General features: G+C 60.2%; 16 protein-coding genes and 1 tRNA gene. 10 read left to right on the top strand and 7 right to left on the bottom strand.

All coding sequences use genetic code 11. The annotated features are described in order from the left end of the window. Positions 1–28: 28 nt before the first annotated feature. Both ACX17K_RS20655 and glnK read right to left on the bottom strand, forming a co-directional pair. On the bottom strand, positions 29–1,339 hold the full coding sequence (locus ACX17K_RS20655; RefSeq protein ID WP_493776235.1) for an ammonium transporter: 1,311 nt from the start codon (positions 1,337–1,339) through the stop codon (positions 29–31). A 27-nt stretch (positions 1,340–1,366) separates the two neighbouring features. Continuing rightward, positions 1,367–1,705 (bottom strand): P-II family nitrogen regulator, encoded by a 339-nt coding sequence (glnK, locus tag ACX17K_RS20650; protein ID WP_021478498.1) that lies wholly within the window; start codon positions 1,703–1,705, stop codon positions 1,367–1,369. A gap of 310 nt (positions 1,706–2,015) precedes the next feature. Here glnK and ACX17K_RS20645 point away from each other — a divergent pair, with 310 nt between their 5' ends. The 10 genes from ACX17K_RS20645 (at position 2,016) to cyoE (ending at position 11,106) form a co-directional block, all read left to right on the top strand. Further along, the gene (locus tag ACX17K_RS20645) at positions 2,016–2,303 is read left to right on the top strand and encodes an accessory factor UbiK family protein (RefSeq protein WP_021478497.1); all 288 of its coding nucleotides are present in this window, start codon (positions 2,016–2,018) and stop codon (positions 2,301–2,303) included. Positions 2,304–2,308: 5 nt separating this feature from the next. Further along, the gene (locus tag ACX17K_RS20640; RefSeq protein ID WP_493776234.1) at positions 2,309–3,811 is read left to right on the top strand and encodes a YifB family Mg chelatase-like AAA ATPase; all 1,503 of its coding nucleotides are present in this window, start codon (positions 2,309–2,311) and stop codon (positions 3,809–3,811) included. A 64-nt stretch (positions 3,812–3,875) separates the two neighbouring features. Next, a complete protein-coding gene (locus tag ACX17K_RS20635) occupies positions 3,876–4,628 on the top strand; it encodes an SPOR domain-containing protein (protein ID WP_493776233.1) in 753 nt (250 codons plus the stop codon). Between the two features lie 31 nt (positions 4,629–4,659). Further along, entirely contained in the window at positions 4,660–5,271 is a 612-nt protein-coding gene (locus tag ACX17K_RS20630; protein ID WP_493776232.1) for a thiol:disulfide interchange protein DsbA/DsbL, read from the top strand. 152 nt (positions 5,272–5,423) lie between these two features. After that, positions 5,424–5,500 (top strand) — tRNA-Met (locus ACX17K_RS20625). Between the two features lie 745 nt (positions 5,501–6,245). After that, a complete protein-coding gene (cyoA, locus tag ACX17K_RS20620; RefSeq protein ID WP_331275147.1) occupies positions 6,246–7,190 on the top strand; it encodes a ubiquinol oxidase subunit II in 945 nt (314 codons plus the stop codon). A gap of 6 nt (positions 7,191–7,196) precedes the next feature. Continuing rightward, positions 7,197–9,239: a cytochrome o ubiquinol oxidase subunit I gene (gene cyoB / locus ACX17K_RS20615; RefSeq protein WP_493776231.1), complete on the top strand. Its 2,043-nt coding sequence runs from the start codon at positions 7,197–7,199 to the stop codon at positions 9,237–9,239. Positions 9,240–9,254: 15 nt separating this feature from the next. Then, on the top strand, positions 9,255–9,866 hold the full coding sequence (gene cyoC, locus ACX17K_RS20610) for a cytochrome o ubiquinol oxidase subunit III (RefSeq protein ID WP_493776230.1): 612 nt from the start codon (positions 9,255–9,257) through the stop codon (positions 9,864–9,866). After that, positions 9,866–10,186, top strand: coding sequence for a cytochrome o ubiquinol oxidase subunit IV (cyoD, locus tag ACX17K_RS20605; protein ID WP_081527254.1), 321 nt, complete (start codon positions 9,866–9,868; stop codon positions 10,184–10,186). The genes cyoC and cyoD overlap by 1 nt, the downstream gene beginning before the upstream one ends. A gap of 11 nt (positions 10,187–10,197) precedes the next feature. Continuing rightward, a complete protein-coding gene (gene cyoE, locus ACX17K_RS20600; RefSeq protein ID WP_166439983.1) occupies positions 10,198–11,106 on the top strand; it encodes a heme o synthase in 909 nt (302 codons plus the stop codon). Positions 11,107–11,171: 65 nt separating this feature from the next. On the opposite strand, the gene ACX17K_RS20595 is transcribed toward cyoE, so the two are convergent. From ACX17K_RS20595 to ACX17K_RS20575, 5 genes are all read right to left on the bottom strand, one after another. After that, positions 11,172–12,431, bottom strand: a complete 1,260-nt coding sequence (locus ACX17K_RS20595; RefSeq protein WP_493776229.1) for a hypothetical protein — start codon at positions 12,429–12,431, stop codon at positions 11,172–11,174. After that, complete coding sequence (locus tag ACX17K_RS20590; RefSeq protein WP_493776228.1) at positions 12,424–14,076, bottom strand: T6SS phospholipase effector Tle1-like catalytic domain-containing protein; 1,653 nt, start codon at positions 14,074–14,076, stop codon at positions 12,424–12,426. The genes ACX17K_RS20595 and ACX17K_RS20590 overlap by 8 nt, the downstream gene beginning before the upstream one ends. Then, positions 14,073–14,585: a DUF3304 domain-containing protein gene (locus ACX17K_RS20585; RefSeq protein ID WP_493776227.1), complete on the bottom strand. Its 513-nt coding sequence runs from the start codon at positions 14,583–14,585 to the stop codon at positions 14,073–14,075. Before ACX17K_RS20585 ends, ACX17K_RS20590 begins: the two co-directional genes overlap by 4 nt. 424 nt (positions 14,586–15,009) lie before the next feature. Beyond that, positions 15,010–15,885, bottom strand: coding sequence for a DUF4123 domain-containing protein (locus ACX17K_RS20580; RefSeq protein ID WP_493776226.1), 876 nt, complete (start codon positions 15,883–15,885; stop codon positions 15,010–15,012). A 10-nt stretch (positions 15,886–15,895) separates the two neighbouring features. Beyond that, positions 15,896–16,340 (bottom strand): DUF2345 domain-containing protein (locus ACX17K_RS20575; protein ID WP_493776225.1); only part of this gene is annotated, 445 nt, incomplete at its 5' end.

Genomic DNA, 16,340 nt, shown 5'->3' with positions numbered 1-16,340 from the left:
TTACACAACAATCTTCGGTTCTGGCGTCTTATTCCACGCGTTCGCCGTGCAGCACCAGATCCAGGCCCTCGCGCTCTTCGTCTTCGGCCACGCGCAGGCCCAGCACGATGTCCACCAGTTTCAGCAGGATGAAGGTGACGATGCCGCAGTAGGCGATGGTCACGCCGACGCCCAGCGCCTGGGTGGCCAGGCTGCCGTCGGCGCCGCCGATGTCCTTGACCGCGAACACGCCGGTCAGCAGCGCGCCCAGGATGCCGCCAACGCCGTGTACGCCGAAAGCGTCCAGCGAGTCGTCATAGCCCAGCATGTGCTTGAGCCCGGTGGCGCCCCAGAAGCACACCGCGCCGGCGGCGAGGCCGATGATCAGCGCGCCCTTGACGTCGACGAAGCCGGCGGCCGGGGTGATGGCCACCAGGCCGGCGACCGCGCCGGAGGCGATGCCCAGCACGGACGGTTTCTTCTTAGTCGCCCATTCGGCAAACATCCAGGCCAGCGCGGCCATCGCGGTGGCGACCTGGGTGGTGACCATGGCCATGCCGGCGCGGCCGTCGGCGGCGCCTGCCGAGCCGGCGTTGAAGCCGAACCAGCCTACCCACAACATCGACGCGCCCATCAGGGTCAGCACCAGGTTATGCGGCGGCATCGCCTCCTTGCCGAAACCGACGCGCTTGCCCAGCACCAGCGCGGTCACCAGGCCGGCCACGCCGGCGTTGATGTGCACCACGGTGCCGCCAGCAAAGTCCAGCACGCCCTTGTCGCCCATCCAGCCGCCCGGCGCCCACACCCAGTGCGCCACCGGCACGTAGACCAGCAATGACCACAGCGCCATGAATACCAGCATCGCCGAGAACTTCATCCGCTCGGCGAAGGCGCCGGTGATCAAAGCCGGGGTGATGATGGCGAAGGTCATCTGGAAGGTCATGAACACCGATTCCGGAATGGTGCCGGCCAGAGGATGCACGGCCAGCTTGCCGGCGTCCTTCATGTACACCATGCCGTCCAGCATGAAGCGCGACAGATCGCCGATGTACGGCGTCCCCACGGTGAAGGCCAGGCTGTAGCCAACCACGGCCCACAGCACAGTCACCAGCGCGGTGATGGCGAAGCTTTGCATCAGTGTGGCCAGCACGTTCTTTTTGCGGACCATGCCGCCGTAGAACAGCGCCAGGCCGGGAATGGTCATGAACAGCACCAGGGCGGTGGAGGTCAGCATCCAGGCGGTGTCGCCGGAGTTGATCACCTTGGCGGCGACCACCGCGGGACCGGCCGGCGCGTCGGCCAGGGCGGGCAGCGAGAGGGCGGCGAGCCCGGAAGCCATTGCAGCGAGTATCTTTTTCATTATGGTTTCCCCAGTTTCACAAAGCGGTCAGACCGCGTCGGCGCCGGTTTCGCCGGTGCGGATGCGGATCACCTGCTCCAGGTCGTAGACGAAGATCTTGCCGTCGCCGATCTTGCCGGTGCGGGCGGACTTCTCGATGGCTTCCACCACCTGGTCCAGCAGCGCGTCGTCGATGGCGATTTCCAGCTTCACCTTGGGCAAGAAGTCGACGACGTATTCTGCGCCGCGATACAGCTCGGTATGGCCTTTCTGGCGGCCGAATCCCTTGACCTCGGAAACGGTGACGCCTTGTACGCCGATGGCGGACAGCGCTTCGCGGACTTCGTCAAGCTTGAACGGCTTGATCACTGCGGTAACGAGTTTCATGGCGGCTCCTTCTCGGACGATTGACAGATGGTTCTGCTGCGGATGGTTATGCAGGAATCGTGCCAGCCCGCGATGGGCGTTCTCTGAATTGTGATGCACTGCAAAAAAGGCCGCGCTGGCCGTTTTGGCACTTTCCTTGTGCGCCGGGGCTGCTTATGCTGCACAGTTTTGGTGCATCGCTGCGCCGCAACATGGCCTGGATGAAATCTGGAGACGGGCTGACATGTCCTTGCGGGCAGGAAATGCGGGAGCGCGAGGGCGCTTTTTGCTACACTCGGCTGAAGATCAAGACACTGCGGGAGCCGCCACCATGTTGAGCCAGAAACTGTTTGAAGAAATCAGCGCCAAGATCAGCGAGACCATCGCCGCCAGCCCGGCCAAGGATATCGAGAAGAATGTCCGCGCGATGATGGCTTCCACGTTTTCCAAGATGGATCTGGTCACCCGCGAGGAATTCGACGTGCAGCAGGCGGTGCTGGCGCGCACGCGGGAAAAGCTGGCCGCGTTGGAGTCGCGCCTGGCCAGGCTGGAGAACCAAGTGTTTCCGGACGAGGCCGCGGCTAAAGCGGAAGAACAGTCCGAACTCGGCCACTCCTGAGCGCCATGACGCTGGCGGTGGTAGCGAGCAGGGCGCTGTCCGGGCTTGATGCGCCAGAGGTAGCCGTCGAGGTCCACCTCGCCAACGGCCTGCCCGCGTTCAATATCGTCGGCCTGCCCGACACCGAGGTGAAGGAAAGCCGGGACCGCGTCCGCGCCGCCATCCTCACCTCGGGATTCGAATTTCCCGCCCGCAAGATCACTGTCAATCTGGCTCCGGCCGACCTGCCCAAGGATTCCGGCCGCTTCGACCTGCCTATCGCCATCGGCATCCTGCTGGCTTCCGGCCAGGTGAAGAACGACGACATCGCCCATTACGAATTCGCCGGCGAGCTGGCGCTCAGCGGCGCGGTGCGTCCGGTGCGCGGCGCGTTGGCGATGGCCTGCCAGTGTCACGCCGCGGGCCGGGCCTTCGTGTTGCCTGCCGACAGCGCGGCGGAGGCTGCTGTGGTCGGCGGCGCGGCCATTTACGCGGTGGCGTCCTTGCCGCAGGCCTGCGCCTTCTTGAACGGTTTGCAGCCGCTGGAGCCTTTCGCCGGCGCGTTGGGCGGAGAGTGGCCGAACTATCCCGATCTCGGCGATGTCAAAGGCCAGTCCATCGCGCGCGGCGCGCTGGAAATCGCCGCGGCCGGCGGGCACAGCTTGCTGCTGATGGGGCCGCCCGGCACCGGCAAGTCGATGCTGGCGGCCAGGCTGCCGGGTTTGCTGCCGCCCTTGTCCGAGCGGGAGGCGCTGGAGAGCGCGGCGGTGCAGTCGCTGGGATCCCAGGGCTTCCAACCGGGTCGCTGGCGGGTGCGGCCGTATCGCTCTCCCCATCACACCGCCTCGGCGGTGGCGCTGGTCGGCGGAGGCAGCGAGCCCCGGCCTGGCGAGATCAGTCTGGCGCATCACGGCGTGTTGTTCCTGGACGAGCTGCCGGAGTTCGATCGCAAGGTATTGGAGGTGCTGCGGGAACCGTTGGAGAGCGGAGTGATCCATATCTCGCGCGCGGCGCGGCAGGCCAGTTTTCCGGCGCGCTTCCAGCTGGTGGCGGCGATGAATCCCTGCCCTTGCGGCTACCATGGCCATCCTTCCGGTCGCTGCCAGTGCTCGCCCGAGCAAGTGGCGAAGTATCGGGGTAAAATCTCCGGCCCCTTGCTGGACCGGATCGACTTGCAGGTGGAGGTGCCGGCCTTGACGGCGGCGGAGCTGCAGCATTCCACGCCGGGAGAGGGCAGCGAGCCGGTGCGCCGGCGGGTGTTCGAGGCCAGGGAGCGCCAGTTGGTGCGTCAGGGCGGCTTGAACGCGGCGCTGCAGGGCGAGGCGCTGGAGACGCATTGCCGCGGCGACGAGCACGCGCTGGCCGTGCTGGCCAAGGCTTTGCAACAACTTGGCTTGTCGGCGCGCGCGTATCATCGGATACTGCGGGTTTCGCGCACCATCGCTGATTTGCAGGGCGTTGAAACGATAAGCCGCAACCATGTATTGCAGGCGATCCAGCTCAGGCGCGTCATGCAAGGCGGCGCTTGATAGAATTGATCAATTAAATACGGATGGCATGATGGCCGTCCGACAGACATAGCGGTAGTGGTGAATGGCTAATCGAGACCTGAAAAACTCCCCCAGACCGTCGCGCGGGCGCGGCAATTCCTCCTCGTCGCGCAGCGGCGGAGGCGGCATGATGGCGGGCATCATCATCGGCCTGATCGTCGGCGTAGCGGTGGCGGTGGGGTTGGCGATGTATCTGAACCGCTCGCCGGCCGCCTTCCAGCCCAAGAACGAGCGCAAGGCGGAAGCGCCGCAGCCGCCGACCGAGCTGCTGGCGCCGGGCACCCGCATTTCCGAGGCCGCTTCGGCCACGACGCCGGCCGCGGCGGCTCCTGCCCAGCCGCAGCAGCAGGCGACGCTGGACTCCACCGAGACGGTGCCGCTGCCTCCGCCGGCAACCCCGCACGAAGCCAAGCCCAAGCCGGCGCAGCAAGCGCCGGCAAAGACCGGCAAGGATGAGCAGCGCTTCGATTTCTACAAGATTCTGCCGGGCCAGGTGGACGCGGTGACATCCGACGCCAAGTCCTCGCGTTCGGGGGAACCTTCGGCATCGGCGCCTGCCAAAAAAGTTTATTTGCAGCTGGGCGCGTTCCAGAACCAGGACGAGGCCGACAATCTGAAGGCCAAGCTGGCTTTGCTGGGTGTCGAAGCCAAGATCCAGTCGGTCAACGTGCCTGACAAGGGGATGGTCCATCGGGTCCGAGTGGGGCCGCTAAGCCGTCAGGACGATGTGGATCGCATCCGCGCGCAGTTGAAGCAGGACGGCATCAGCGCCAATGTGGTGAAGGCCGCCGAGTAAGTCTCATCTCTCCAAATAACGGGAAAAGAACATGAAGAAATGGTTGTTGTTGGCAATGCTGGCGGTCAGCGGCATGGCGAATGCCGCGATCCAGCTGGGCAAGGACTACACGATGCTGAGCACGCCCCAGCCAGTGGCCGATCCCAAGAAGGTGGAAGTGATCGAATTCTTCTCCTACCACTGCATCCATTGCTATGACGACGATCCGGCGCTCAACGCCTGGAGCAAGACCCTTCCGGCCGACGTGAGCTTCCGCAAGGAGCAGATCGTATGGCAGAAGTCGATGGAAGGCTTCGCCCGCATGTTCGCCACCTTCAATGCCACCGGCACCTTCGACAAGCTGCACCGCCCGGCTTTCGACGCGCAGATCAAGCAGCGCATGGATTTGTCCAAGCCTGAGCAGTTCACCAGCTGGATCAAGCAACAGAAGGGCGTGGACAGCGCCAAGCTGCTGCAGACCTACAACTCCTTCGGCATCAACGCCCAGGTGGCGCGCGCGACCAAGATCACTCGCGATTACCAGATTCAGGGCACGCCGACCGTGATCGTCAACGGCAAGTACGTGGTGGTGACCAGCACGCCGGAGCGCATGATCCAGGTGATGAACGAGCTGGTGGCCAAGGCCCGCGCTGAGAAGAAGTAATCGGCTTTTTGTCCGATGCCAAAGGCGGCCCGCGGGCCGCTTTTTTGTTGCCGCTATGCTTGCGGAACGGGGGGTAAATGGGCTGGCGAGTATTTTTATGTAAAAAGTTCTTGACGCGCTTTTAGCATTGCCTTAATATGCAATCTCTCTGACGCGGGGTGGAGCAGTCTGGTAGCTCGTCGGGCTCATAACCCGAAGGTCGTAGGTTCGAATCCTGCCCCCGCAACCAAATGCCAGAAAAGCCGAATCGATAGCCGATTCGGCTTTTTGCATTTCAGCCGCCTCCGATTTTCATTCCGCGAGCTTTCCGCGACTTACAGCCCAGACTGCGCGGGGGGCTTCTGGATTCCAGATTTTCTATTTTTGTTAAGACTTTCTCCTGGTTGGCAATCTCACTAAAAGAAATATTTTTTGTAACGGTTTGCAACTGCTGACATGCCTGGGTCATGTTAATGACTTTGTCCTAAGTGGTTGTTGCTGCGGCAGAATAAGGCAGATGCCGTCGTTGATTTTTGTCAATTGAATGGCATATCGGATGCTGTCGAGGTCTTGACCATGGTCAAGACTCTTGAAATATCGGCCGGAACTGTTTCTAATACGCCCGCCCGCTACCGGGGACCGCGACGATTTGTCGCAGTTCTGCCTGAGCCGGGCGCTGATGTTTGTGCTTGCCGAATTCCTGTCTTCCCGCGCCGCGTGCGGCGTTTCACTCGGGCAGTGATCTTCAGCTGTCACGTCATCGTCCGGAAGCGATTGTGGAGTCGCTTCCCGCCGTAACCGGCGCAAGCCGCCGGTGGGGCCGGTCGTGGAATATCCGCGATCCCTAAATTTCTGGTTTGACCTGGATTCATGTGGCCGCGCCTGGCGCTGCCGCTTATGGATCCGGCAGGAAACTGTTTTCTTGGCGTTGGAGCATGGCTCGCAACGCCTGTTGCGCATCTGCGCGCCAAAGGATTTTTAACCCGAAAAGTCGTATGATGAGAAACCATAGACCCTCCCGCCTGATGCGGGGGCTGGCGCCTGTGGTGATCGCCCTGCTGTCGGGATGCCAAGGCGGCATTCTCGATCCCAAGGGCCAGATCGCCGCTGAGCAGAAGTCCCTGATCCTGACGGCAACTGCGCTGATGCTGCTGGTGGTCATCCCGGTGATCGTGATGACCTTGGTCTTCGCCTGGAAGTACCGCGCCAGCAACAAGGAAGCCGCCTACGAACCGAAATGGTCGCACTCGACCAAGATCGAAATCGTGGTCTGGCTGATCCCTTGCATCATCATCGCCTTCCTGGCGACGCTGACCTGGAAGAGCACGCACAAGCTGGATCCCTATCGTCCGCTGGAATCGGACAAGAAGGCGATCCAGGTGCAGGTGGTGGCGCTGAACTGGAAATGGTTGTTCATCTACCCCGAGCAGCAAATCGCTTCCGTCAACGAACTAGTGTTCCCGGCCGATACCCCGGTGAGCTTTAAGATCACCTCCGACGCGGCGATGAATTCCTTCTTCATTCCGCAGCTGGGCGGCCAGATCTACGCGATGGCGGGCATGCAGACCCAACTGCACTTGATCGCCAATGAGCCGGGCACCTATAAGGGCTTCTCCGCCAACTACAGCGGCGCCGGCTTCTCGGGCATGAAATTCAACGCCGTCGCCACCAAGACCCCGGCCGAGTTCGAAGCCTGGGTGGCCAAGGCCAAGGCTGCCGGCAAGGCATTGGACGCGCCTGCGTACCTGAAGTTGCTCAAGCCTAGCGAAAACAATGCGGTGGAATACTACGCGTCGACCACGCCGTATTTGTTCGAGGCCGTGCAGCACAAGTACATGGCCGCTCGCCCGTCGCTGGCCGACAGCGACGACGCCATCAAGCTGACCAAGATGACCAAAGAACTGTGCGCCGCGATCACGCCGCCGGTTGTGAAGGAGTAACAATCGATGTGGTTAGGTAAACTGACTCTGGACGCGATCCCGTTCCATGAGCCCATCATCATGGGGGCGCTGGGAGGTGCCGGCCTGATCGGGCTGATGCTGTTCGCGCTGATCACCAAGTTCGGCAAGTGGGGCTATCTCTGGAAAGAGTGGCTCACTTCCGTGGATCACAAGAAAATCGGCGTGATGTACATCATCGTCGCCATGATCATGTTGCTGCGCGGCTTCGCCGACGCGCTGATGATGCGTACCCAGCTGGCGATGGCCACCGGCGGCGCCCATGGCGTGTTCCCGCCCGAGCACTATGACCAGATCTTCACCGCCCACGGCGTGATCATGATCATCTTCATGGCGATGCCGTTCATGACGGGCCTGATGAACATCGTGGTGCCGCTGCAGATCGGCGCGCGCGACGTGGCCTTCCCGTTCCTGAACTCGCTGAGCTTCTGGCTGCTGGTGTCCGCGGTGATCCTGGTCAACCTGTCGCTGGGCGTGGGCAACTTCGCCCGCACCGGCTGGGTGGCCTATCCGCCGCTGGCCGAGCTGGGATTCAGTCCTGACGTGGGGGTGGATTACTACATCTGGGCCTTGCAGATATCAGGCATCGGGACGACGCTGACCGCGATCAACTTCCTGGTGACCGTGATCAAGATGCGCGCCCCGGGCATGAAGCTGATGGACATGCCGATCTTCACCTGGACCTGCACCTGGGCCAACGTGCTGATCGCCACTTCCTTCCCGATCCTGACCGGCGCGCTGGCCATGCTGGCGCTGGACCGCTACCTGGACTTCCACTTCTTCACTGCGGAACTGGGCGGCAACGCCATGATGTACCTGAACCTGTTCTGGGCCTGGGGCCACCCCGAGGTGTACATCCTGGTTCTGCCGGCGTTCGGCATCTTCTCGGAAGTGGTGTCCACTTTCGCCGGCAAGCGCCTGTTCGGCCACAAGTCGATGATCTACGCCAGCGGCGCGATCTCGGTGTTGGGCTTCATGGTTTGGCTGCACCACTTCTTCACGATGGGCTCCGGCGCCAACGTCAACGCCTTCTTCGGCATCGCGACGATGATCATCTCGATCCCGACCGGCGTGAAGCTGTTTAACTGGCTGTTCACCATCTACAAAGGCCGCCTGCGCTTTGAAACCCCGATCCTGTGGACCCTGGGTTTCATGGTGACCTTCTCCATCGGCGGCATGACCGGCGTGCTGCTGGCCGTGCCGGGCGCCGACTATGTGCTGCACAACAGCCTGTTCCTGATCGCCCACTTCCACAACACCATCATCGGCGGCGCCGTGTTCGGCTACCTGGCCGGCGTGTCGTTCTGGTTCCCGAAGGTGTTCGGCTTCAAGCTGAACGACAAGCTGGGCAAGGCCTCGTTCTGGTTCTGGCAAATCGGCTTCATGTTCGCCTTCATGCCGCTGTACGTGCTGGGCTTCCTGGGTATGACCCGTCGCCTGAACCATACCGACAATCCGGCCTGGGATCCGTGGCTGTACATCGCCCTGTTCGGCGCGCTGCTGATCGCCGCCGGCATCGCCTGCCAGCTGCTGCAGATCGTGGTGAGCATCCGCGACCGCAAGAAACTGGTCGACGAAACCGGCGATCCGTGGAACGGCCACACCCTGGAATGGTCCACGTCTTCCCCGGCGCCGTTCTACAACTTCGCCAAGCTGCCGCAGGTGCATGACATCGACGCCTTCACCGACATGAAGGAAAAGGGCATCGCCTACGCCGTGCCGAAGTCGTACGAGCCGATCCATATGCCGCGCAACACCGCGATGGGCATCTATATCGGCGCCTTCAGCACGGTGCTGGGCTTCGCGTTGATCTGGCACATCTGGTGGCTGGCCATCGTTGGCCTGGTGGGCATCATCGGCTGCATGCTGGCGCGCGCCTACGACAACGACCTGGACTACTACGTGCCGGTGGAGGAAGTGGAAGCGATCGAGCGCGCCCGCTTCGAGAAGCTGGGCATCGACGTCGACAACTACACCGAGCGTGATCCGGCCCAGCCGAAAAAGGCTGCGCGTCCGACCACCACCGCGTAACGGGTTGAATCTGACATGACGACTTATGTAAAAGAAGCGCACGCCGCGCACGACGACCACGAGCACCACGACAGCGGTTCGCAAACCGTTCTGGGCTTCTGGTTCTACCTGATGACCGACTGCATCCTGTTCGCGACCGCGTTCGCGACCTACGCAGTCCTGTTCCGCAACGTGGCGGAAGGCGTGTCCGGCAAGGACATCTTCGATCTGCAATACGTGCTGGTGGAAACCGGGGCCCTGCTGCTGTCCTCCATCACCTACGGCTTCGCGATGATCGCCGGCCACAAGGGCAACAAGTCCGCCGTTCTTGGCTGGCTGGCGGTGACCTTCCTGTTCGGCGCCGCCTTCATCGGCCTGGAAATCAATGAATTCCATCATCTGATCTCCGAAGGCCACGGCCCGCAGAAGAGCGCCTTCCTGTCGGCCTTCTTCGGCCTGGTGGGCCTGCACGGCCTGCACGTGACCGCCGGCCTGCTGTGGATGGGCGTGATGATGGCCGAAGTGGTCAAGACCGGCTTGACCGACCGCGCCATGACCCGCCTGAACTGCCTGTCGCTGTTCTGGCACTTCCTCGACATCGTGTGGATCTGCGTGTTCACCGTCGTCTACCTGAAAGGAGCCATGTGATGAGTCACGCGCATGACAATGCCAGCCACGGCACCGTGAAGAGCTACATGGTCGGCTTCGTGCTGTCGGTGGTCCTCACCGCCATCCCGTTCTGGATGGTGATGGGCGGCGCCTTCACCAAGCAGGCGACGCTGATCGGCATTCTGGCGATGGCGGTGGTGCAGATCGTGGTGCAGCTGAAGTACTTCCTGCACCTGGACTTCAGCAAGGAAGGCAAGCTCAATAGCTTCTCCTTCCTGTTCACCGGCATGGTGATCGTGTTGCTGGTGGGTCTGTCGATCTGGATCATCTACACCGCCGACGCGCTGATGATGCGCTGAGCGAGGCTGAGTTGAAGTTCAAGCGTTATCTTCAGGTCACCAAGCCGGGCATCATCTTCGGCAACCTGATCTCGGCCGCCGGCGGTTTCCTGCTGGCGGCGCAGGGATCGGTCGACTGGTGGCTGCTCGCGGCCACCGTCATCGGCTTGTCGCTGGTGGTGGCCTCCGGCTGCGCGATCAACAACTGCATCGATCAGGACATCGACGCCAAGATGGCCCGCACCCAGAAACGGGTGCTGGTCACCGGCGCGATGAGCACCAAGGCCGCGCTGGCGCACGGCGCGGTGCTGGGCCTGGCGGGCTTCGCCCTGCTGTGGTTCTGCACCAATCCGCTGGCCACCGGCTGCGTGCTGTTCGGCTTCGTGATCTATGTCGGCGTGTACAGCCTGTACATGAAGCGCAACTCGGTGTACGGCACCCTGGTGGGCAGCCTGTCCGGCGCGGTGCCGCCGGTGGCCGGCTACTGCGCCGTCACCGGCCGCTTCGACATGGGCGCGGCCATCCTGCTGCTGATGTTCAGCCTGTGGCAGATGCCGCACTCGTACGCGATCGCCATCTTCCGCTTCAAGGACTACGAAGCGGCCGGCATCCCGGTGTTGCCGGTGGTGAAGGGCATTTCCGCCGCCAAGCAGCAGATCGTGCTCTACATCCTGGCTTTCGCCGCGGCGACCGTGATGTTGGTGTACGGCGGCTACGCCGGCTACGGCTACCTGGCGGTGGCGGTGGCCACCAGCCTGTGGTGGCTGAAGATGGCGCTGTCCGGCTACAAGCGCGAAACCGACGACCGCGCCTGGGCGCGCCAAGTGTTCTTCTTCTCCATCATCACCATCACCTCGCTGAGCGTGATGATGGCGGTGGACGGGCAGACGCCGCCGCACAGCCGCGTGGTGATGACCGCGGACGCGGGCCACTACCGCTAAGATCGATACCGTTCCATGCCAAACGGGGAGCAGCTTGCGCTGCTCCCCGTTTTTGTTTGGCCGTGTCAGCGCGGCGGCCAGGCGGCGTTTTGCCGGCCGGCGGGTCCGTACACGCTGGGCCGGTATCCGCTTGGGGTGGGATCCAGCCGCAAGCGGGCGTAGCCGAAGAAGAAGTAAGCGTTGTCCTGCGGCTGCAGATAGGCTTTGCCCATGCCATCGATGCGATTGGCGAGGAACGCCTGAGTCAGCGCCATGCCGGACCAGGCGCGCAGCGCGCCTTGGCGGTCTCGGGCCAGGACCCACTCGTGGTTTCTCAGGTCGGCGGCGCTGACGCGCAAGCGCCGCTTGCCATCTTGCAGACGCATCTGGGCGTCGCGCAGCGCGGTGGTGAACGGGACTTGGTATGCGCCGCTGGCCGGGTCCTGGCGCGTGAAAAAGATATCGTCCAGTCCTTGGTCAGCCTGCCCGATCTGCGCCCGCGGAGCGGGGGAGGAGCAGGAGCGGTGCTCCAGCATCGGCCACGGATTCTGTGCAGAGTAGGCGAGGCACAGCTTGCCGCCATCCAGCCTGCCCAGCTGGCCATCCAGATCGCGTTCCACATATTGCGCCAGCTGATATTCCGTAGACTGGCCATGGGCCTGCCTATCCAACAGCCTCAGCTTGCCGATCGCGGTATCGGTGTACTTGGCGCCGGCTTCGATCGTGGACACGCGCAATTCCACTTTGGCAACGGCTTCGGCGCCCGGATTGATCAGCAGCAGTCGCTCGGCGGTATTGAGCGCATTGTCGGATTTGCCGGTGATGAGGTCGTCAGTCTGGTCGACAAAAGCGGTGTCGCCCAGCTCCCGATGCAACTGGGCCGCCGTATATTGGCGCGCGTGGTAGGCCAGCTTGAACAGGCGGGATTCAAACGGCTTGGCTTCGCCGGCTCGGTACAGGCTGATCTTCACCAGCTTGGGCGAGGCATTCTGAAACTGAGTGGCCGACGACTTGGCGTAGCCCGGCGTCAGCGCGATGGCGAACAGCGGGCTGGGATGTGCCAGCGTGAGCGTCAGCGCAACCGGTTTGATGTCTTCCGACTGAGGGTAGGGGCGCTCGGCGTGAAACACCCAGGCTTTGGCCGGGCTAGGATCAAACAGGTTTTTCACCGAATACTGGCCAGGATTGGCGCCAGCCAGGGTTTGATCGGCATGCAGCCGCAGCGTGTTCCAGCCGAGTGCGATGGCGACATTGCCGGGATGGACGGTGGCATGAGCATTGGGCAGGAATAAACTGAATAGGCTGCATGCTATCAATCGATAGCTGACTGCCGACACTTTACTCATTGCCTGCATACAAAGTACGAAATTTGAGCAGACCAATCTGATTGATTTTGGCTTCATTGACCCCATCGCCGATAAAGCCGGCCATGGAGTCATGGATGTATTTCTCCAGAAAATCCTCAATCGCCGGGGTCAATAGGCGGACATTCATCGTAGATGCGACCTTCTTGGGATCGGTTTCGGGTAGTACTTCGGTGGGGATGGGGATGCCTTGCTCTGGTAGAATCGGCATGATTTTTTGCAGCTCCTGGTCCTGCTTGGCAGCCTTCGCGGCGGCGCGCGCGGGGTCAAAATCAGGGGCCATTGGGTCGCCGGCGTAGAGTTTGAGCAGTCCCTTGATCAGCGATGCCTGAGTAATCTGTAAAAAGCCCTGATGCTTGGCGCTGGCGGTTCGATATGGTGCGCGCTTGGCAAAGTCATGCCGGTATTTGAATCGTTGGCTCAGGTATAGGGCCATATGCTGGTGATGCATCTTTTCCGTCGAGCCTGGAGCAATCTTGGCTTCACGCAAATAAGCGTTAAAGTCATTGATGACTTCTTGAGTGGGGGTTAGAAGGTTTTGCACCTGCTCGGTCAGCTGGCCTATGGCCAGGAGGGGTACACCTGCTTGGCGAGCGGCATCGTATAGCCGGCGTCCCGGTATCGCGCATAATTGACCATTTTGCGTGGGCAGAATGCCTAGGTCGCCGCTGGCATAACCTCCTCCCACATCCGAGTGCGAACCTGGGTACATGACTTCGATGGTATTGGCTGGATATGCGTTGCCGCGACGCACGGTGTCTAGCGGGAAGCAGGCACGCACTTCATGGCCGGCAACGTAATGCACGCATTGTTCGACTGCGGGATGAATGGTCAGATTGTTGTCCGCCCAGGCCATGTGCCCGGTTGCGGGTATGGTATTTGGCAGCAGTTGCGCGAGACCGACCGATGCTACCGTGTCCATGATCCCGAGAAACTGTGTTCGGATTGAAATGCCGGCAAAGCTCCACGCGCCATTTTGCTGATGACATAGTTGATACAACCAGTTGACGAATGCCCGGGCTTCTGTGGCTCCGCGTGAAAATCCAAATACCGATAAGTTGATCTGTGTGACTTGGGGTTTGCGTCCCTTAAGTGCCTGCTGTAGCTTTTCTTGCCAGGTATTGAAAATCACTTTGCGCATGACGCCCCCGGTCAGGCCGCCAGCATTGCTGGTAATTTTCTTGGCTAACCCGTCTGCGATCAGGGGGCTTTTGTTGACATACTGGTGGGGAGCATTTACCAATCGCGTCAGCGCCCAAAGAATGCGTGCCTCGCCGCCTGCACCGGCTCCACCACCCAAAGCTCCACCTTTGTCGTCGATTTCTGGGAATGGGGTACCGACTCCTGGCATGTAAAAACGGAAATAGCCTTCATTTGGCTTGTCTCGCGCAGTCATGAATAGGCGGGCGATATTGCTAGGGCGCTGTTTGCCGGAGGAGGCTTGGTAATAGTCAGCCTGGATGTTGTTGCCCGTTCCATCGAAGAACATCATCACGTGGATCTGACTTTGGCATTGGGCTTCCTGCTTACCGCTGACGCAGGACATGGCCTGGGCGCGTTGCAGTTGTTCGCGGGCGCTTAGTGAGCGTTGGCCTGCTGGGTAGGGGGGAGGGGTTTGCGTGCTCATTGGCGAGCCCCTTGAGTATTTTTTGGATATGCGGGGCGATAAGCGGGATGATAGGGCATGATATCGCTCAGTTTAACTAGTACCTGATCATTGGGTAAAAAGTGAACATCGAAATGCTGAATATCTTTTTCTTGATATTCTGGAATCGCTACGGTGCGAGTTTTCCAGGTTCCTTCGATGAACACCTTGTCGCCATTGCGTATTACTACATTGCCATTCGCATCGCGTTGAAAATGTCCACCTTGTAGCCAGCCAATTTTGGCAGTCAACCCTGGACGCCATTTTTTCGGCACCACGACACAGCATACTTCACCACCTCCACCTCCCATTGGGGGAACGTTAAGTACCCCTCCTTGATCATTGACAGTGACTGAGTCGATAGGTTTTTCCGTATGGTTGACTGAGAGATAGCTGATGGCTGTCGTGGCGTCATCACAGGCAGGTAGCAATAGTATGACCGTCAGCCAAGCAAAGCGAGGCAGTAAACTGTAGGGCTTTATCATTCTCATCTGACTAATTCCCGAAAATCTTTCAAAAATACCTTGTCGGTAGAAAAGTTGAGGCAATAGCTTGCTTACGGAATTGGAGGATAGTTCTGCCACAGAATAAAAAATACAAACCGCCATAGAAAAGAAATAGCAAGATTGTTGTGGCTAGTCTGAGGAATGTTCGCTGCAATCCATGGATTAGCCACGAAGACAATGCAAATGCGGTACCAATCAAAAATGGCGAAGTAAAAATGAGAAAGAAAATGTGGTTTAGTGAGGACCAGTCACCTTCTACGCTAGTCTCAAAGGGATGTAAGCATCGAAAATAAATAATCCCTACAGAAAATATCAAGAGGATGCCACCAATAATGAACATGCCTGCAAGTGAAACCACAAGCATGCCGGCGGGCCTTTTTTTCTTTTGGGAGACGTACGTTTCCATTGCTCAGCGGGCCGAAATGTCATCCAGCAAGGAGGTCAAGCTTTCGCCTAAATCGTCTCTTTGCAAAGCATGGCTCTGTAAGGCCTGTGAAAGTCTGGGGTCGTCCAAAATGCGTCCTTGACTCAGACAAATCGCCACGGCCAGCATCAATTGATCGGGTGCGTTTTCAATATGATGTTCTTCCAATGCTACGCAGGAGCGTTGCAAGCAGTCGTGGAGAAACGAGCCGGATGCAGGCAATAGTTCGGCAAAATCCTGACTGAGTCTATTGGCCAATGCATCGGGTTCCGCTAAACGCAGTAAAACTGCCAACTCCGGGTCACTGAGCTCCCAGCTATCTTTTTCATCGACAGCCAGATGTGATGGAGCAAGGTCCAGCGCCTGCAGCGTGCCTGCTCGGTCAACTATTAGCCAGTGAGTCAGGGGCGCGCATAACCGTCGCCAGGATAGGGGTGACAATGCTTGGGGCAGGGTGGCTGCGATGCGCGTGTCGGCAAAACGTAGAATGTAGGGTTGACCATCGGCCGTAGTTAGGCTCAGGCTTCGCTGCCAGATATCGCGTAATGTTTCCACATCCAGCACGCTGGCGACAAAGCCAAGCATTGGCCGACCTTGGCAGTGTCGCAGCAGCCTTGCGGGAATGGCATTGTTCTGCCTTGGGCATTCGATCAATAGCGGCGATACTGAGCGCAACTCCCCCCATTCCGGTTGAAAATAAAGTGGCCAGTTAGTGGTGGCCAATTGCAGCGGGCGATGGTTGTAATCGAAGCCAGCATCCATTAATGCGTACCAGTTCCACTCCATGGGACTGGCATCAATTTGTTCAGCCAAGGCGTTGGCCAGGGATGGCGCATCCCCTTTGTCCATTGCGAAATACATGGGACCTCTCTTATTGGCCTGCTAAGGGCGAGCCGGATTTGATTGCATTTAGCATGCACTGCAAGCAGAACTGCTTCCCCGGGAAAACTGGCATCGGGATGGTCATATTGTCCGGTCCGCTCAAGTTATGCTGAGCAGCTTTCACGCTTACCGCACCGGGGGCGTGCACTTCGATGTTGCCACTCTTTAGACGGATATAGGCTCCTCCGGCAGTAAGCAGGATTTCGTCTTTGGCATTGACGACAATCCTCTCCTTGCATGATGTGATAGTTACATCCTTATCCGCCGTCAGCTCCATCGCGTCGCTCTGCGCCTGCACCTGCACCTTGCCTTTCGCCGCGATCAGCTTCAGCGCCACCTTGTCCTTCACTCCCGCCACGAACAGGCTGATGTGCTGGCCGACGTTGTGCAGCCAGCGCCGTCCCGTCGTGTGGTTGGCGTCGCGCTGGGCGACC

This window comes from Chromobacterium sp. INPA-IVC (assembly GCF_059047085.1).
Note: the sequence above shows the minus strand (reverse complement) of the source record. Positions and strands in the feature narration are given on the sequence as shown.